We start from the raw sequence: 20,078 nt of genomic DNA on the forward strand, positions 1-20,078 counted from the left end.
GCAATTACAATTGTAACAGAGAGTTATTTCTCTTTTTTGTCTTTTTTTATTTCTACCCACAAATACTTTACACTAACCTGTTTCTATTCCAGATATACTTAATTCTATCAGACTATCAGTTTAAACTTTTACTTACTTAATTATTACCTGTATAGCTAAACCTTTGATTAAATACAAATTACAATTATACTTTAAGCGGCATAACCGCGAATCACTTATAAATTAATTTACCCTATTACTTTATAATTCAAATAATAAATTTTAATAATTATGGAGATATATAATGAAAAACTTATTAGTATAAAAAGATTCAAATATAGATTGAAGACACAACAAGTTTTTGAAAACCTTTCACGACTTACAACTCTTACTAAATCATTACATAGAGAAAATTTGGCTACTACTTCTAAATTTGTGAATCACCAAAAAGGGATTTTAAATATAAGCTCTAACTCTAGAGCGGAAGATATTTTTACAAGATACTCCTTTAACACTATATCGATTGGTGATATTGCACTATTAGTCAGGAAACCGCCTGTATCAAAGCGATGATTCCCTTACTTCTATATTCAATTTTTGAATTAATTTAATCATTATTTTCACTATTAACCAATGAATAGTTTTAAAATTACCTACAAATAAAAGTAGTATTGCTATAATAACAATACTTTCTTACCCTAATAGCACCTAAAGCAACTAGATAGCTTGTCGTTACTGGTGCTACAATCGCCCTTATACTCGATTATTGTAATCAATAATATACAGCAAATATAAAATTCTTCCCAAATACCTGCCGCTAATTTATCTTCTCTATCAATATCATCGAATAAATTATGTCCATACACACTAGAATCATTGTTTTTCCCACGATGACGCCATAACTATTTGTTCATAGTTATGGAATATAAATAAAATCGATAATATCCAATATGAAATCCATACTATTATTTTTCTTTTCTACTATCATTATATTTAGATAGCACCCTTTGTAAATATTACCATCAAGTAACTAGTTTTGGTGTCCAGATATTCGCATAGAACCTATTATCGTTATTCAGCATTAAAATTACCACCTTAAATGATATAATTTTAAAATAATTAAACAGCTATCATCATCAATTATTAAAAAAGCCTCTCGTCCTGAAGTGCACCATAATTGTTAGACATAGAAACTAACAATTATGGTGTATTTTTATGACCAAATACTCAACTAATTTTAAAATTGAATCCGTTCAAAAATATTTTGATGGAGGTATTTACTTTGAAAATCAGTGCTCATCCAGATAAAAAATGATTATGGGAACCGTAACAGAACTAGGAAATACTCTTCTAACTAGAATTAACTCAATCATTCATATCAAAATTTGCACTATCAAATATCTGATTATCAAGTTAAACCACAAATCTTACAGTGTGAGTGCTTGAATTGTTGTAAATTTCAAAATATCAATAATTTAACCATAATTACAGAAGATTATATCCAGTGGTTTAACAATGAACGAATTTCCCTGAAAATAAAAGACTTATCCCTGGTTGAATACCGAAAACACCTCCGAACCTTTCATATATAGATCTGTCCTTATCGTCACAAACCTTCTCTCCTAGCCAAACATAACTTACTTATCTCTCTGACAACTGAACATATAGATACTATTATTATCTATTTCTTGGCGCAAAAAAATGTAACTAATCCAGAATATGTCTATATGTTCACCTACTCCATCAGAGAATTTTGCGTATTTCTAAATGCCATCTTCAAAAAAACGCATCTGAAGGTTCTCAACAAATTAGTGAATCTTTAGCAATAGCATTAGAAGAAGTGATCTTTCAAATGAATCCATAATTGCATTTAGCAAAAAGCTAAGATAAACCGGAACAAAAGACGGTTAGCTAGAAAGCATTGATATCAAAAATTGGATAATTTGAGAGTTAAATTATCTTGTTTACATGTTATTGAAGCGCACATTTTGACAACAAATATCCAGAGACAAAGAAGAGTCCAAAACCTTTGTTCCAAACTCTAAATAGTCTATTTAATTTTTGCAATAACGATCATATAACAAACTATCAATATGACTTTGCAAAGAGCTTCTTTCTGTTCACTAACAAGAAGAATACCTTTTGTTATAAGGCATCAGTTCCATGCGCTTTTGTTCGAATTTGAATTGAATTTTCTATATTGCGCACAAAAATTTTGCCATCTCCAAATGAACCATCTGAAAGTTCATTTGTTACATCCTCAATTAAATTATCCACAACCTCATCTGGCACGACTGTTCTTATACTAACTTTAGGTAATAAGTTAGTTTCTTGATTATCATCTCGTGTATAAATTTGTCCGTGCCCTTGCTGATGACCATATCCCATAACAAAATTAAATGTAGCACCATATTTTCCATCTTTATTTAAGATACGCTTCAATAATTCCATTTTCTGAGTATTTATAATGAATTCTATTTCTTTCATATTATCCCCTTTATCCAAAAATTCTTAGATATCGTTTTGCAAGCATCATTGTTCCATCAACCCAACCTATTTTAAAACCCTTTGCAGGATCTGAGTCTGAATGCGTTTCTAACCAAGCAGACATTTGTAGGCGACGTAACATGATAAACGTATCAATTTCTGCGAAACTCTCATCTGAAAAAGGCATAACTTTTTTATATCCTCGTAGCCAGCCATTTATTAAATCAGGGGCTATATCCTTATGTTCAATAAATGAAATTGAAGCTGCTAAGTCTTGCAGATACCAACCAAATCCAGCATCATCAAAGTCGATGACCTTAATTTTTTTATCCGCATCTACTAAAACATTGGACTGCCGTAAGTCAGCATGAATCAAGCCCCAGTTTTCATCATTTTTACCATAACGCAATAAACGTTTTTGGATGATTTCATCACACTGCGTTAGGATTTCTTTATCTGCATCTGAAAAGCCTTCATAGTCTTGCCAATGGCCCCATTTAGCGGTTTTTCCAATGATATTATCATAATCCCAATCCCATCGATCTAGCGTAGATGTCTTATTCCACATCTGAGTTTGCTTATGTAGATAGGCTGTAATTTCACCTAACATTTCATATTGATTAACAATATGTTCTGTATCTTCCTCATCTAAAGGTTCACCCGCCAATGCCTCTGTAATCATGGTATAGTACATATCACCATCAGAGCCCTTTATGTCCTGAATATAACTACCATCTCTAGCATAAAGAGGATTTGCCACTTGTAGTGGTGTATAGTTATTTATTTCATAAAGCCAAGCAACTTCTGCATCATACTCTTCATGTGTATGGTAATCTGGCCGGCCCACACGTAAAAAACCAATTTTTTCTTTAGTTTTAGTGTTATAAATCAAATACGTGGCGTTTTCACTTAATGTCAAAAATTTAATTTCCGTCATACTAGGGAAATCATATTTTTTGATGGCTTGGTTTGCCACTTCATGAAAAACTTGAATATTATCAAAAGCACCCATGGCTACTCCTTTTCTTCTTCCATTTCATTTAACGATTTTTCTAACATTTCAGTAAATCTAATCACATCTTCTTTACTGAAAACCAATGGTGGTCTTATCTTCAACACATTTCCATAAGGTCCGCAAAGCGAAAGTAACACATGATTTTCTCGCATCGTCTCTATCAATCTGACTGCGTAATTATAATCCGCATCTTTTGTACCAGGTTTTACAATGTCCACACCCACATACAGGCCTGCTCCACGAACATCTCCTAAAACAGGATACTTTTTAGCTAAATCGCTTATTTTTGAGACTAGTTCTTTTCCACGTTCCAACGAATTTTCTTGTGTATTATCTTTTTTCATTGTATTAAGCGTTGCTTGAGCTGCAGCCATCGCTACCGGCGAACCACCAAAGGTATTAAAATACGGTGTTGTTTTACTGAACTCTTTAAGCAAATCTGCTTTAGCGACAAGTGCTGAACAAGCTATCCCATTGGCCATTGGTTTACCCATCGTTACTAAATCGGGTACAATTCCATGTCGTTGGAATCCCCAGAATGTTTCTCCAGTACGGCCAAATCCTGGTTGAACTTCATCAGCAATATAGATACCACCATGCTTATGTACCATATCAATAACTGGTTTTAATAATCCCTTTTTACCAGGAAAAATACCATCTGAAGAAAAGATTGAATCTAGCATAATTCCCGCAAATTTAATTCCATGTCGCTTCATATCTGCAATTTGTTCTTCTACTTGTTCTGCCATCCAATCGCCTAAATCGTCCGTACCCAAGCGATAAGTATCCGGTGTAGGTATCATTCTCATAGCAATATCCATAGGTACATCTGAACCAATTGATGGCGATAATCGAGTGATTAGATCAGTATTTCCATGATAAGCTTCCGCCGTGACAATTATTCCTTCGCCACCAGTTGCTGCTTTAGCAACACGAACCGCCAAATCATTTGCTTCTGAACCCGACAACATAAACATAACGCGGTTTAATTCTTCAGGAAAAGTTGCCAGTAAATCCTCTGCATAATTTAAAATATTCTGATTTAAATATCTAGTATGTGTGTTAATTTTAGTTAACTGTTTAGATACAGCTTCTTGAATTTCTTTTCGTGAATGGCCTAAAGAAGGAATATTATTGTAAGCATCTAGATATTCCGTTCCATCAGGTGTGTAAAGTTTTGTTCCATGTCCTTCTTCAAAGTCTAAAGGTTCTTTATAAAAAAGCCTGTACGCTTCGCCCAATATTTCACGACGCTTAACCATCGCTTTTAATTCTGGAGTTAACTTATCAATATCCGACATTTTAAAACTATTCGAATCCATAATTGTTGAATCAGTTGCCATTGATTTACCTCGCAATCAAAAAATTATTTTCTAAAACATGAGCATTACAACGAAAAAGGCAAAACCTTCTTAACTAATTGTTCATCTAGGTGTAACACGTCATATAATATAACATTAAATGTGTAAAATTACAATTAATATTAGACATTATTTGTTTTAAAATTATATTTTTTTACAAAATAGCTGAAACTCGAACAAATAAATGCTTTTTTTACCTTATCGATCACATTGATATTCAAACTCAATAAAAAATCCTGTTTTTATGTCATTTGATATAACATATAACTAGGATTTAAATATGCTATTTCTTAATTTCGCCGATTTACTCCACGCTTGCTGATTTAGTACTTTTTTCATCCACTAAACGTTGATTTAATGTTTCATAGGATCCAAGTTTTGGCCCTTTAAAATTATATTTTGCATATGCATTATAATAAATAACCAAGACTACTATTGCTGCTAAAATAATCTTACCAGTAGCATAGTGGATAATTAGCTGCGATGTTATTTGCACATCAGTAGGTGATAAAATCATTATTGCCATCAATACAATAACCCACGCACAAGCTGTCACACTAACAAAGTTGCTATACTTACCCAGATTCCAAGGTCCATCATCTTTTTCAGTCCATATTCCTTTAACTTTTGCTCGGAATTTTAACGAAATTGGAATAACATAAGAGCTATACAATCCGATTACACTCATCGTTCCAATCACCGCATAAACTCCATCTGATATACCTGATAAAAAGGCGATTATTGCAACTAACCAAATAGCTACAGCTGGTGTATGAAACTTAGGTGAAACTTTTTTCCAATAGCGCGATAATGGTAATCCGCCATCACGACTGAAAGCATAAACCATGCGTGATGAAGATGTTATTGAAGAACAACCACAAAACCACATTGCGATTGTTACAAGCCATAATAAGTAATTACTGAAATGAAGACCAACAGCTTGTTGAATCGCAACAATAAATGCATTATTGCCTGCAGCAGCTACTGCGGTAGGATTCTTTATGGAGATAGTTACTAAAACTAACAATAAGTATCCAAATATTCCTGAAATAGCAACTGACATAAATACACCCCATGGAGCTCTAACACGTGGATTTATTGTTTCTTCACTCGTATGCGCTGAAGCATCATAACCTGTCAATGTCCATTGAGCTTGTAAAAGCCCAATCATAAATGCCCACCAATATGGCGTTCCACTTTTAGTTTGTGTTGAAAAAGTTGTAAACACGTAAGAAATATGATGTTCTGGACCCGCCATCGCAAGAAAGAATATAATTATAAGAACTCCAACTAAATGATAGATTGCTGAAACTGAATTTAGTTTTGATACTAAGTCAATTCCCATATGATTCAAAATAGCATGACTCATTAAAATGATAAAATATGTACTCAAAAACTGAAGTTTTGATGGACTTTGAAAAATTAAATTAGCTGCAAAAGTTGCACAACCATAATCGATTCCCGCTACAATCGTAACTTGCCCAATTATATTCAACCACCCGGTAAACCAACCCCAAGTAGGTCCACCTAGAATAGCTGCCCAATGATAAATCGCTCCAGAAGTAGGTATTGCTGAGGTTAATTCAGCCATTGCCGCCGCTACAAATAGCACAAATAACGTAACTAACGGCCACCCTATCCCCATCATTGCAGGACCACCTTGTGAAAACCCATAGCCATAATAAGAAACAGCACCTGTTAAAATAGAAATAATTGAAAACGAGACAGCAAAGTTTGAAAAGCCACCCATATCCCTTATTAACTCTTGTTTATAGCCAAAAGACTTTATTGAATCAGCCTTACTTGGATCGTGGATTTTAACAGAGTTATTTGCCACAGAAATTGTTTTCCACATCACTAAAATAAAAAGTATAATAATCAAAATTCCAAGTATTATCATTAAATCAACTCCTTCTAAATTTTACATTCACTTTCTTAAATACATTTTTCTAAAATATGCACAACCAATATCCTAATTTCCAAAGATCATTGAGAAATTTACTCCTAAACCTTAATTTAGTGATTTATTAATCTAGAATGCCACTAACCTTCACAAAGATAATAATCACCTAAACACGAATAATAATTACAATTTACAGTTCTAACATAGCTAATTCCTTACAAAATCATGAAACATGACATTCTAGATTATGAATAATAGATTATTCCTTTTACGATCAGTGAATTTTTATACAATATTTATAACGATTATATTATTAGATTTTCCAAAGTCAAGAAAGCATATCTAAATTCATCTCTGAATAATCAAAGAAACTTACGCTTATATATCAACATTTCTTGGAATATAATTTTTATATTGCATTTAACTTCGTTTTCAGAAGTTTGAAGCGCTTTATACTTTTTTTAACAAAAAAATGACTTTTTATGAAGAAAACGTTTTAATTTTAAAAAAGTACTTCCTTTTTTACTGCAAGAATCCCTACTTTGTTTTATGTAATTCAAAAAAGAGCCCAGAACTTTTTGTCCTGAACTCTAAACAAACTATTTAATTTTTACACTTTTTATCTCATTTTTTTAATTTAGTCGCTTGATTTTAGATTTACATAATCTGTTTGTGTAACTTTGATATGCATGACTGCTTCTTGAGGTGCTAACAATACTCGGTTTTCAACACCGATGCTTTGTCCATCAAAACTAATCAAATTATAGCCACAAGCATCTGCCACTACATGGTCATGTAAATCTGTGCAATCAATATGATAGGCTGTTGATTCAGCAGTTGAACATAATATTCCATCTAATAATTCATTGGTCGAAAAATGAATGTGTCCACTGAAAATCCCACGAACATTAGCTTTTTGAGCTATTTTTAAAAGTTCACAATCATTTTGCAGAATACTAAAACGCATTTTTTCTAATGTCGTTCCCGCTACAGGATGGTGTAAAAAAATTAATGCTGGTTTTTCTTTATGTTGTTGCAATTTTGTATCTAACCAAACTAATTGATCTTTGGATAAAAATCCCTGTTCTTTGTTATGGTAGTTACTATCTAAAAAATAATAATCGACTGTCGGTGTTTGTTGTTGGTAATAATAATGTTCCAGTGCTTTCGACCCATAAAATCCAGTATAAAATGCATCTGCTCGATCATGATTTCCTAGAATTACATTAATTTCCGTTTTTAATTTTTCTTGTTTAATAAATAAGTATTCATGTAACCATTCATAGTCTTTAGCCGTTCCTTCATGAATTAAATCACCACTTAACACAATCATTTCCGGCTTTTCTGGTAACCGCACAATATCTGCGAAACAACTTTCTAATTTTTTTAGCGGATCTAGCTGTTGATTAAAAGAATATCTTTCTCCGTGTGGTGCAAGATGTAAATCAGACAACTGCACAATTTGAATTCTTTTCATCATCTAACCTCCATATCTAGTTTAAATTCATTCCGTTTTGTGTATCAAATAACAGAATTTTATCTGTATTAAATACTACCCCAACTTCATCGCCCACCTGTGTTGTAGTATCATTACTAATAACTTTTAAAGTTAAATCTGTAGCTATTTCTACTATTATTTGCTGATACCTGCCGTAATCAGTTATTTGAGTAACGATACCTACCACATGCTCCTTTTTTGGTGCTGTTAACTGAATATTTTCTGGACGAATTCCAAAGTAAATTTCCTCTTCTTCTTGAAATTGGTATGCAGTTATTTGTTTTAGATCATTGACTAATTGCAATTTTCCTTTATTTAAGCAATTATTATTAACTTTAGCTGCAATTAAATTAATTTGCGGACTACCAATAAATTTTGCAACAAACAGGTTTCTAGGATGATTGTAAATTTCATCAGGCGTTGCAACCATTTGAATTTTACCATTATCCATCACTGCAATGCGATCACCTAAAGCCATCGCCTCCGTTTGATCATGCGTGACATAAATAATTGTCTGTTGATTTTGTTGATGAATATATTGAATTTCATCTCGTGCTTTTTCACGTAGTTGCACATCAATATTTGATAGTGGTTCATCCAGCAAAAAAAGACGACTTTGCTTAATCATCCCACGTCCCAAGGCAGTTCTTTGTTTTTGGCCACCAGATAGTTGACTCGGATAATTATTTGCGACTTTTATTAAATCCAGTGTTTTCAGTATTTTGTTAATTCTTTGTTTACGTACATCCACTTCAACTTTATGAACTTTCAAGGCATACTCCAAGTTCTGTGAAACTGTCATATTTGGATAAAGCGCATAGTCTTGAAAGACCATTGCAATATTTTTTTGCAAACTCGTCATTTTTTGAGCGTTTTTTCCATCAAATAAAACTTCTCCTGCAGAAACTGATTCCAAACCTGCAATCATTCGAAGTGTCGTCGACTTACCACAGCCAGAAGGCCCTAGTAAGACTAAAAATTCACCTGGATTAACTAGTAAATCCATTTCTTTAATAATCTTCGTCTTTTTAAAGTTTTTAGAAACTGCCTTTAATTCAATCTTTATCCCGTTTTCCAATATAAAAATACTCCTATCTTTATTTAAGCCCGGTACTACTAATACTATTTAAAATAAACCTTTGAAAAAGAATATAAATCACTAATGGAACCACAATCATAATTGAAGAAAGCGCCATAGCTAATGGAAAATTCGTTCCGCCTTCACTTGAAATATAGTTTTGTAATGCTAATGGCAAAGTAAAACTATTCTTATCTTTTAATATTAACGTTGGCCAGACATATTCATTCCAAGAATTAATAAAGAACATTGCGCCTATACTAATAATGTTAGGCCGTAGCATTGGTATCAATAAGTTAACAAAGATCCGCCACCGCGGTATCCCATCAATAGCTGCAACTTCTAATAAACTAGCCGGAATTTTTTCTAATGCCTTAGTAAACAGCATTATTCCAGTTGCATCACACAACTGCGGTAAAACAACCCCAACAACTGTGTTCAATAAGTTCAGCTTTGCGATTACTAAATAATTGGGAATCATTATCGTCGTAAAAGGAACAAAAATGGTTGCCACAAAAATAAAATAAAGTGTTTTCTTCCACCGAAAATCATAATATTGGAATGCACTTGCTGCTAACATACTACTAAAGATTTTTCCAAATGTTACTAATGTTGCCATGAAAAAGGTATTCCAGATTAACCCAAATAAATTAACCTCTTGCATTAATGTTTTGTAATTACTTAATGTTGGATGTAGTGGAATTAATTGTAATATTGAATGATATGACTCTCGTAATGTCTTAAAAGAGTTAGAAAGCATAAACACAACAGGTAAAACTGCAATTAAGCAAATCACAATTAAAAACAAGTGCCATCCTAGTGTTTTAGATTTACTCATAGCTAGCTTCCTTTCTCTCGACAAACCTAACTTCTAAGAATAACAAAAATAAGAAAATCACAAAAGTTACAATCGCCAGTGCCGATGCATTTCCTGTTTTATATAACACAAATGCATCCAAGTAAGTATGGTACAAAATATTTGATGAACCGTAATATGGACCACCTTGTGTGATAACATTAATCGGAGTAAAAACATATGCTAGCCCTTGCACAATCGTTAATATCAAAACGTAGATACTTACTCCTTTATTTAAAGGCAAAATAATATTCCAAATCAACCGCCACCGCGGAATACTGTCGACTTTTGCTGCATCGATAATATTCTGTGGGATAGAACCTAGGCCCGTCAACAACAGAATAAAATTGTACCCAAACACTTTCCAACTCGTTATCAAACATAAAACAACTACTGCCAATACGCCGGAATTAGTCCAATTGGGTAAAGTCATTCCTAATTTTCGCAAGATAAATGCCATTGGACCTGAAACAGGATTTAGCACCCACGAAAATACCATCGCACCAACAACTAAAGAAAACAAACTGGGAATGAAAAAGATGATTTTATATGCACCCTGCATTTTTTTTATAAAATACTTCACAATAAGCGAAATCAAATACGGAAAAAGAAAATTAAGAATTACCAACAAAATAACGTAAAAGATGGTATTTACCATCACTTTTCGATTAATCGGATCGGTAAACAAAGAATAGTAGTTTTGTAAACCTACAAAATTCTTTGTTGGTGCAATCAAATTCCAATTAAAAAAACTTAAATAAAAAGAGTATCCAATTGGAATGATTACAAAAATCGAAAGGATCAAAGCCGCTGGTAATAAACAAAGAAACGGTATAAGTTTATTTTTACTGTTGCTCATTGATGGTCTCCTGTGCTTTTTTCAATGTTGATGCTACGTTACTTCCAGATAAGATCTTATCGCGAGCATCAATCATTGTCTGTTCAGCTTGTAATCCATTTTTAGGAAATGACGTCCACGCAACTGCCTTATCAATTAGCTTTGCAGCTGGTTTCAACATTGGATTAGCTTTTAAATAGGTTTTAAATTGTGCTGAATTAAAAGCTTCTTTTGTCGGTGGTAAATATCCTGTTCCTTTACTCCAAGTCAACAAAGAGCTATTCTGATACATGTATTTTTCAAATACCCATGCCGCTTTTTGCTGTGCTGTCTTTTGCGCTGTAATTGCAAGCATTGAGCCACCAACCGGAACAACTGTTTTTTCATTTTTGAAATGTGGTGCTTCTACTGAAATCGCTGTGAAGTTGACACTTTGTTTAATATGTGAAGCTTGGGCGACTGTTGTAAAAGCCATCGCAACCTTGCCATTAACAAAATCATCAATTCCTTGTGCCCAAGGGGTATTAATCGCAACATTTTCTTTAATTAAATTTTGATACAACTGATAAGCGGCAATTCCTTTTCTACTTGCAAAAGCAGCTTTGCCATTTTTTTCAATCTGAGCGCCATTGCTTAGCATTAATGCTTGTTGTGCCCACGTATCTGCTGGTTGTTGAATATATAAGCCATAGTTTCCACTTTGCTGCTTTATCTTTCGAGCTGCTGTTGCGACTCCTTGCCAAGTTGCCAATTCACTTGTCTTAATCTGATATTTATCTAACATTGTTTTGTTTACGTACAAAATTGGTGTACTTAACGAATATGGCAAACCAACTAATTTTCCCTGACTATTTTTAGCAAATGACAGTGTTCGTGTAGAAAAATTATTTTTAATAAAATTATCGTTCCCATCAAAATCTTTGGATGCTTGCTGCGGGGTTAAATATTTAAAATTATCCGCAAAATAATTAGTATATGACCATCCAACCTGAACAATATCCGGTACTTTACCAGAAGCCTGTGCTGATTGTAAATTTTGCATTAAACCTTGATACATATTCGGGTTATACTTGGCAGTTACTTTAATATTTTTGTGTGTTTTATTAAACTCTTTCACTAACGCATTAACTGCTGTACCACCTTGTGTTTGTGCATTTACGTGCCAATAAGTAATATGGATTACTTTATTTTTAGCTGTTGTCGCAGTTTTAGCTGTAGAGCACCCCGCTAACGCTATTCCCAAGACAAATACTGCTAAACTACCCAATAATATTCGCAATTTTTTCTTTAAATTCATTACTATCTCCTCCTCTGCTCTAAAATTAACAAAATGTTGTATAAATTTAGTGGTATATATGTAAAGAAGACGTAAATTAATATCTTATTGAACAAACATGCTAGAGTCTGCTAAAGCAAGAAAATACTTCTCAAATCAAATTATATATTTTTGAACTTCTGCCTTCGGTTATTAAAAACAAACTTGCTTCGGATGTCTTTATATAGCCTTATAATTGTATTTATCATTAGCAAAAAATGCTTCCTTTTATTAACATTTATATTCCTTTGCATAAACTTAGCCTCAATCGTAAAACTATATACTACAATCTCTATATACTTGAGCCCAATACTTTCATCTTCAAATATTTGCGCCAAAACAACTAGTTGCCTTGGCCCCGTAATCCAGATGGCTCAAATTCTGAATTATCCGATACACAATACTAATCTAACTTTTAATGGAAACTATACCTAATTCAATAAAAAAGAAAGCACTTTATTTACTTTACAACTTGAAATACGAGATACTATTTTATATAAAAGGGAGAATGTTCTAACAAAAAGGAGAATTATCAATGAAATCACGGGGAATTCATTCAATAGCGTTATTGATACACAATACTCAAAAACAACCTAACAAACACTTCCACAGCATTAACAAGCTTTTAATATGTTGGGTTGTTTTCTCAGGTCTACTTGCAGCTAATGGAACTGTCGTTTCAGCAGATGCTACTAATACCACTGAAGGCAATCAATCATCCCAAACGTCATCTATAACTGAAAGTTCAAGCACTGTCAATGAAACAGCATCATCTGTAGTTAATACTGCTGCTTCAACTTCTACAGAAAGTTCATCAACTAATAAAGTAACTACGCAAAACACAGTATCTTCTTTAACAACCAATAATTCTACAACTACCACTACACAAGCCAGTTCTTCCGATGAATCTATTGACTCTTGGATGCCTGATAAAAACTTGCAAGAAGTAGTTGCAGCTGTTTTGAAAGTTACTTCTGTAGATAAAATCACAAAAGAAGATATGGCAGATATCACTGATTTGTCAGGCGTAAATCGCAACATTAAATCGTTGGAAGGTTTAGAATACGCAACATCATTAACTTCACTTAATATCTCAGGGAACCAAATTAGTGATATTTCACCTTTAGCCAAGTTAAGTTCTTTAACTGATTTAAATCTTTCAGATAATCAAATTAGCGATATTTCACCCATAGCAAACTTAAAATCTCTAACTTACTTAAATCTAAACTTTAATAAAATCAGTGATTTCAGTACTATAGATGGTGATTATTTCTTTTCTGATAATATAGGAACAGCTTCAGTTCAAGATGTTACTGCTTCCGCAACTACAGCTACTGCTAACTATATAATGGATATTCCAATTAAGATTAACACTAGCGGTCAAAGCATTACTAACTATATTACGCCTCATTCAACTGATGATGATACGCGCTATGTTAGTCTTGATGATAAAATAGGCGATTACTTCAATAAAGATGGTAAACTTGAATTCGACAATCTTTCAGAAGGCACACATACTATCGTTATTGCCTGGGAAGGTCAGGAACCAGCTTCATTAAAATCATCTCTTTCATCGTCTGATAGTCAAAGAATTAGCGGGACATATACACTAACGCTCGATTATGAAAAGCAAACTGGTGGTGATATTACTGTTAATTATATTGATGCATCTGGAAATAAAATTCATGACCCACAAATAGTTAGTGGGTATATTGGTGATACTTATGATGTTTCAACTGATGCCTATAAATTGGCATTAGATGGTTATACACTTAAAGGAGCTACTGGAAATATAAACGGACAGTTTACAGATCAACCACAAACGATAACCTATATCTATAACAAAAACGAAAGTCCAGTTAATCCAGACACTCCCAGCACCCCAGTAACACCGGATAATCCAATAACACCAATAAATCCAAGTGAACCAGTCAATCCGGCAACACCAAATCCGACTACTCCACTTATTCCAAGTAGTCCTAATAGTGATTCAAACGCAGTATTACCAGCTAGCAAAGATAGCTCAACAAGTGCTACTCAAAACACAAGTACACAAGAAGATTCAGCTACACTTCCTGCAACAGGAGAATTGAATACTTTTTGGATGACACTAAGTGGGATAATTGGGATTTTAATGCTTGGACTACTCTCTATAATTAAGTTTACACACAAAAAGGATTAATGACTCTGCTTTTCTTCTATATTGCTTAGGAGTTCAAACGATACTGCATATTGCATTATTTATAAAATACCTTCCAAAGTTAGAATTACATCTATCTTTGGGAGGTATTTTGCATATATTTCTATTTTTATAACTTATAGTGCTAAACTAGATATAAATTAGGTATCAATCTATTTTAAAATAACAAGTACTTTAACTATTGCTACCTGCCCTTTTAATTTCTCGTATGTAAAATTAATCTATACTTCAGATGACTGCTACCGAAAAGATACAATAAATATAACAAGCTATACTTACATACTAAACAACAATTGCCAAAATAAAAAGGGGGGTAAATTCATGTATTATCGCTATATATTACAAAAGAATCATGAAACTAGTGGACTATTTCATCCTCTGGATAATTGGAGTGTCCCTAAAGAAGGAGGCCTATACAAGATAGTTCCTGCCTATTTTAGTAGCTTAAATTATCACAAGGATTTTTCTAACAATTCTGAAAGCTGGTTTACTGAAGAGGGAAATACTCGTTATCATACCGGAATTACGACTCTGACTGCTTTTTACACTAATCATGGAATACGTGTTCAGTGTGTTAAAAAACAAAACTTAGTTAACATTATTCGGCAAGAGTCATTTCAAGTTTGGATAGAAAATAATACATAGTTTAAATTAAAAACCTTGTTCTATTGTGCATCATTTTCTGTTATTATTGTACTGATATCTTAATCTTTTAAAAAAGTTATCATCTATAAGCTTTATTCAAATATAGAATCACTTTCAGTAATAATTGCACAAAAAAAGCGGTAATACTAAACTATCCCGCTTGCTTCATAAACATATATTAATACGCATTATTAGGCCAAAAGATAATCTTTATTGTCATAAAAATTATCTTTACATCTAGCCAAAAACTACTTTCGCGAATATACTGCAAATCGAGCTCTAACATCTCGCTAAAACCAGCATCATTGCGAGCAGTTACTTGCCACATTCCGGTACATCCTGGAACTATGTATAATCTTTGTTTCGCATAATCATCGTATTCTTTTACTTCCCGTGGCAAAGGTGGGCGAGGACCTACCAGGCTCATATTACCCATCAAAACATTTAATAACTGAGGTAATTCATCGATACTGGTTTTTCTAATAAAACAGCCAATTCGAGTTACCCGTGGATCATATTTCATTTTGAACATTGGGCCTTCTACTTCATTATATTTTAAAAGGTTTGCCAATAAAAACTCAGCATCGACTCGCATTGATCTAAATTTGTACATTTGAAATGTTTTGCCGTTTTTTCCAACTCGCTTTTGCTTAAAGAAAACTGGTCCGCGATCTTCAGTCTTAATTAATAAAGCTATTAAAAGGAAAATCGGACTCAATACTACTAATCCAAGTAAACTGAGAATAAAATCACTTAGCCGTTTTATTCCACGGTAGATATAACGATGTTCTAACCTAGACTTATCCAAATAAGACCCTCTCTTATGTTCCGCCATCATAATACCCATCCATCCCCTAAAAATTAATACTTTCCTTTGAACTTTCTCTTTATATTCAGCAATTTTTTGCTTACTAAAGATTTATTAAACAAAGTTGTAATTTAATTATACAATATAACAACAATAAAATTAAGCTTTAATTTATTCTTTTTTTTAATTAGTAAAGCCCGTTATATAATCAAAAAAAGCTCCATAAAATATGGAGTTTTCCTTAGATATATGTGCTTATTTCGTTATTTTTTGCTTATATATTATCAATACAATTGCTGTTCTAGCAGGATATTTTAGAAATTATTCTTTATATTTTCAATATTTTTTATAATCACTGATAATGAGCCGTCTGTGTTGTTCTTAAATTCGATATAATCACGATTCTTTAGCAAATCAACTGGGACGACAATCTCAATTCCGTTATCCAACTTTAGCTTTTGCTTTTGATATTTCCGCTCAAAAACTGGAGCATTTGCATCAACTGCAATCTTAGGCGCAACCCCTTTTTTATCTAAATCTTCCATAAAGTCTTGTTTGGCCTGAACATTATCGCCAAAAACTTGCTGTGCTAATTGCTCATTGTTGATGCTGCTATCCTCATCAATACTTTTATAAATCGCTTTTTGTGCATCCATCACTGCTTCATATTCTTCAATATCATATTTTTTGCTAACTGACTTTAATGACTTTTTCACTTTAGCAACATTCTCTGATACTTTAGTCTTTTTTTGCTTAAGCTCAAGAATTTTTTCTACAAAAGACCACGTTCCTTGCACATCCTGATATGTTTTTTCATGCACAAAACAAGCTTGTTTATTTTTAATGATAATCCCACAACTTGCCCCCTGTGTTGGTGCTGGTAAAATCGCTTTATTTTTGCCAATCTTATTAGTAACTACATTATCATCATCATAATCAATTAAATGAATATATTTAGCTGTATAATCAAGCTTTATCATACCTGCATATTCATTTCCAATTTCATCATTGACACGAAAGAATAGTAAGTCACCTTCAGGAATCTCTGCCCATGTCTTAATCGCTTCGAAATAATATTGAGTCATGCTTTCAGCAATTTTAATGAAAGAGTCTTCCTTGCTAATCAGATATTGTGCAGGTTCACTTTCCTCGATTTCAAAAGTTAGACATTCACTGTTTAAAAACTTTTTAACTAACTTTTCGATGTATTCTATAACTATCTCATCGGTTGTATCTAACTCTTTTTGCGAAAAAACGGCACTATTTATTTCGCGGTTCATTATATTAATAACCGCATTTTCTATTTCCACTAAAATCACCTCAAGCTAAATTTTACACAGGCGCACAAAAAAAAGCAAAACCAATCTAGTTGACCTTGCTTAACTTACAATTATTTTTCTAATTGTTCTTTTGCGTTCTTTATTTGCCGTTTTACTTGATCAAAGCCTGTTCCGCCAAATGAATGACGCCGTTTCACAGCTACTTTTGATTGTAAATCATTGTAGATATCAGTTCCTACTTTGGGTTCAATTTCTTGATATTTTTCTAGCGGAATATCTTGTAAATTAACCCCCGTTTTTAATCCTTCTAGCACAAGCTGGCCCACAATCGCATGCGCTTGCCTAAATGGCATCCCTTTGGTTGCTAAGTAATCTGCTAATTCTGTGGCATTTGAAAAATCATGTTCAGTTGCCTGTTGCATCTTTTGTTTATTGACTTTTGCCGTGGCTAACATACCTGCAAAAACCTTCAAACTAGGAATAATTGTTTTAACTGCATCAAAAACGCCTTCCTTATCTTCTTGCATATCTTTATTATATGCAAGCGGCAAACTTTTCATGGTTGTTAAAAGTCCCATTAAATCACCATAAACCCGACCCGACTTACCTCTTATTAGCTCAGCCATGTCTGGATTCTTTTTTTGTGGCATAATCGAACTACCTGTCGCATATTCATCTGACAACTCAAGATATCCAAATTCATATGAGCACCAAGAAATAATCTCTTCACAAAAACGTGATAAATGCATCATCAAAATCGAGGCATTGCTTAAAAACTCTAGGACAAAATCACGATCCGAAACTGCATCCAATGAATTTTCATAAACGGCGCTAAAGCCTAATTCTTTAGCAGTAAAATGTCGATCAATTGGAAAAGTCGTCCCCGCTAGCGCTGCTGCACCTAAAGGCAAGATATCTGTATGCTGCAGATTGAAAGTAAAACGTTCTACATCCCGTTGAAACATCTGATAATATGCCATCAAATAATGTCCATATGAAATTGGTTGTGCATGTTGTAGGTGCGTATACCCCGGCATGATTGTTTCTACATTAGCTTCTGCTTTTTCTACCAATACTTTTTGTAGATTTTTAATCTCTACCACTACTTGTTGTAGCCTATTTTTTAAGTATAAATGCAAATCCGTAGCTACTTGATCATTTCTACTACGTGCTGTATGCAACTTACCTGCAACAGGCCCAATTTCTTGCGTGAGTAGAGCTTCCATGTTCATATGAATATCTTCATTTTCAACATTAAAAGTCAATTCTCCCGCGGCCAGTTTTGCTTGTAGTTTTTCTAGTCCTACGATAATCTCGTTAGCATCTTGTTCATTCAAAATTTGCGTGTGTTTTAACATTTTGACGTGTGCCAAAGACCCCTCCAGATCTTCATGTGCCATTAGCTGATCAAAACTAATTGAAGCCCCAAATTCATCTACCCACTCAGCACTTTTTTCTTCAAAACGTCCACCCCATAATTTGCTGGTAGCCATTAATTTTCACCTGCAACTTTTTGTTGAACCTGAGCATAAACTTGTTGTGGCAAACCGTACAGTTTAATAAAACCTGCCGCTGCTTCTTGATCAAATTCATCCGCTGAAGTATAAGTTGCCAGTTTTTCATCATAAAGAGAATTAGGTGATTTTCTGCCTTCGCAAATAACATTACCCTTAAACAACTTCACACGAACCACACCATTAACATCTTTTTGCGTTTCAGTTAAGAATGCTTGTAAAGCTTTCATTAGTGGCGAGAACCATAAGGCATTATAAATCATATCAGCTAATTGTTTTTCAATTACTGGTTTAAAATGTGCTGTTTCTCTTTCTAGTGTAATATCTTCAATATCTTTGTGTGCTTTCATCAAAACTGTTGCAGCTGGACATTCATATATTTCCCGAGATTTAATCCCAACTAATCTGTTTTCAACATGATCAATCCGTCCAATCCCGTGTTTTCCTGCAATTTTATCTAGTTTCATAATTAACTTATCTAAAGACAACTCTTCATCATTTAGTTTAGTTGGAACGCCTTTTTCAAAGGAAATCTCAATCACATCTGGTGTATCCGGTGTATCTTCTAGCGCTTTTGTTCTAGCATATGCGTCTGCTGGAGCAGCCATCCATGGATTTTCTAGAATCCCACATTCGTTTGCTCTTCCCCAGAGGTTCTCGTCAATCGAATATGGACTTTTTTTGTTAATTGGAACAGGGATATTATTTTCCTTTGCATAATCAATCTCTTCTTCCCGAGACCAATGTACTTCTCTAATAGGATCTTCAATCTTCATCTCAGGTGCTAGCGCATGTATCCCCACTTCAAACCTAACCTGATCATTTCCCTTACCAGTACAACCATGGGCAATTGCTGTTGCATCGTATTTTTTAGCAACTTCTACTAGATTTTTAACTATCAAAGGCCGGGATAAAGCTGAAACTAACGGATACTTGTCTTCATAATAAGTATGCCCCTGTAAAGCCACTAGACAGTATTCTTTAGCAAACTCTTCTTTAGCATCAATCACGATTGATTCTACAGCCCCTACTTCAAAGCCCTTTTGCTTTACTGCTTCTAAGTCTTTGCCCTCACCAACATCAATACAACAAGCAATGACGTCGTAACCTTTATTTTTTAACCATGCAATCTCTACAGAAGTATCTAATCCACCTGAATATGCGAGTACAACTTTTTCTTTTGCCATATTATTAACTCCTCCATTTTAATCCTCTTATTTCGATATTTTTATAATAGTACTTTATACAAAAAAATGCAATAAAATAGTTTATTATACATAACAAAAGTGAATATAACGTAT

General features: G+C 33.4%; 16 protein-coding genes. 3 read left to right on the plus strand and 13 right to left on the minus strand.

Annotated features, from left to right (window positions below; all coding sequences use genetic code 11):
- The first annotated feature begins 1,364 nt into the window (after positions 1-1,364).
- Entirely contained in the window at positions 1,365-1,571 is a 207-nt protein-coding gene (locus LB941_RS12605; RefSeq protein ID WP_425270539.1) for an IS3 family transposase, read from the plus strand.
- Positions 1,572-2,124: 553 nt separating this feature from the next.
- Here the strand turns inward: LB941_RS12605 and LB941_RS10840 are convergent.
- The 9 genes from LB941_RS10840 to LB941_RS10880 all read right to left on the minus strand — a co-directional run bounded on the left by LB941_RS10840 (position 2,125) and on the right by LB941_RS10880 (position 12,312).
- Positions 2,125-2,466, minus strand: coding sequence for a P-II family nitrogen regulator (locus LB941_RS10840; RefSeq protein ID WP_253361989.1), 342 nt, complete (start codon positions 2,464-2,466; stop codon positions 2,125-2,127).
- Positions 2,467-2,476: 10 nt separating this feature from the next.
- On the minus strand, positions 2,477-3,478 hold the full coding sequence (locus LB941_RS10845) for a phosphotransferase enzyme family protein (RefSeq protein ID WP_253361990.1): 1,002 nt from the start codon (positions 3,476-3,478) through the stop codon (positions 2,477-2,479).
- 2 nt (positions 3,479-3,480) lie between these two features.
- Positions 3,481-4,824, minus strand: a complete 1,344-nt coding sequence (locus LB941_RS10850; protein ID WP_253361991.1) for an aspartate aminotransferase family protein — start codon at positions 4,822-4,824, stop codon at positions 3,481-3,483.
- A gap of 322 nt (positions 4,825-5,146) precedes the next feature.
- A complete protein-coding gene (locus LB941_RS10855) occupies positions 5,147-6,742 on the minus strand; it encodes an amino acid permease (protein WP_253361992.1) in 1,596 nt (531 codons plus the stop codon).
- A gap of 640 nt (positions 6,743-7,382) precedes the next feature.
- Entirely contained in the window at positions 7,383-8,225 is an 843-nt protein-coding gene (locus LB941_RS10860) for a metallophosphoesterase family protein (protein ID WP_253361993.1), read from the minus strand.
- A 13-nt stretch (positions 8,226-8,238) separates the two neighbouring features.
- Positions 8,239-9,321, minus strand: a complete 1,083-nt coding sequence (locus tag LB941_RS10865; protein ID WP_253361994.1) for an ABC transporter ATP-binding protein — start codon at positions 9,319-9,321, stop codon at positions 8,239-8,241.
- Positions 9,322-9,340: 19 nt separating this feature from the next.
- On the minus strand, positions 9,341-10,159 hold the full coding sequence (locus tag LB941_RS10870; RefSeq protein ID WP_253361995.1) for a carbohydrate ABC transporter permease: 819 nt from the start codon (positions 10,157-10,159) through the stop codon (positions 9,341-9,343).
- Positions 10,152-11,036, minus strand: coding sequence for a carbohydrate ABC transporter permease (locus tag LB941_RS10875; RefSeq protein WP_253361996.1), 885 nt, complete (start codon positions 11,034-11,036; stop codon positions 10,152-10,154). The genes LB941_RS10870 and LB941_RS10875 overlap by 8 nt, the downstream gene beginning before the upstream one ends.
- A complete protein-coding gene (locus LB941_RS10880; protein ID WP_253361997.1) occupies positions 11,023-12,312 on the minus strand; it encodes an ABC transporter substrate-binding protein in 1,290 nt (429 codons plus the stop codon). Before LB941_RS10880 ends, LB941_RS10875 begins: the two co-directional genes overlap by 14 nt.
- A 553-nt stretch (positions 12,313-12,865) precedes the next feature.
- Here LB941_RS10880 and LB941_RS10885 point away from each other — a divergent pair.
- Together LB941_RS10885 and LB941_RS10890 are read left to right on the plus strand one after the other, a co-directional pair.
- Entirely contained in the window at positions 12,866-14,512 is a 1,647-nt protein-coding gene (locus LB941_RS10885) for a MucBP domain-containing protein (protein WP_253361998.1), read from the plus strand.
- 339 nt (positions 14,513-14,851) lie between these two features.
- Positions 14,852-15,175 (plus strand): hypothetical protein, encoded by a 324-nt coding sequence (locus LB941_RS10890; RefSeq protein ID WP_253361999.1) that lies wholly within the window; start codon positions 14,852-14,854, stop codon positions 15,173-15,175.
- A gap of 178 nt (positions 15,176-15,353) precedes the next feature.
- Here the strand turns inward: LB941_RS10890 and LB941_RS10895 are convergent, their stop codons facing one another.
- The 4 genes from LB941_RS10895 to LB941_RS10910 form a co-directional block, all read right to left on the minus strand.
- Complete coding sequence (locus LB941_RS10895; RefSeq protein ID WP_253362016.1) at positions 15,354-16,010, minus strand: sugar transferase; 657 nt, start codon at positions 16,008-16,010, stop codon at positions 15,354-15,356.
- Between the two features lie 287 nt (positions 16,011-16,297).
- Positions 16,298-17,293, minus strand: coding sequence for a nucleoid-associated protein (locus LB941_RS10900; protein WP_253362000.1), 996 nt, complete (start codon positions 17,291-17,293; stop codon positions 16,298-16,300).
- An 80-nt stretch (positions 17,294-17,373) separates the two neighbouring features.
- A complete protein-coding gene (argH, locus tag LB941_RS10905) occupies positions 17,374-18,756 on the minus strand; it encodes an argininosuccinate lyase (protein WP_253362001.1) in 1,383 nt (460 codons plus the stop codon).
- Positions 18,756-19,964 carry an argininosuccinate synthase gene (locus LB941_RS10910; RefSeq protein WP_253362002.1) on the minus strand — a complete coding sequence of 403 codons (1,209 nt, stop codon included), beginning with the start codon at positions 19,962-19,964 and terminating at the stop codon, positions 18,756-18,758. Before LB941_RS10910 ends, argH begins: the two co-directional genes overlap by 1 nt.
- Between the last annotated feature and the right edge of the window lie 114 nt (positions 19,965-20,078).

Source organism: Ligilactobacillus ubinensis (assembly GCF_024160875.1).
Classification (GTDB): Bacteria; Bacillota; Bacilli; order Lactobacillales; family Lactobacillaceae; genus Ligilactobacillus; species Ligilactobacillus ubinensis.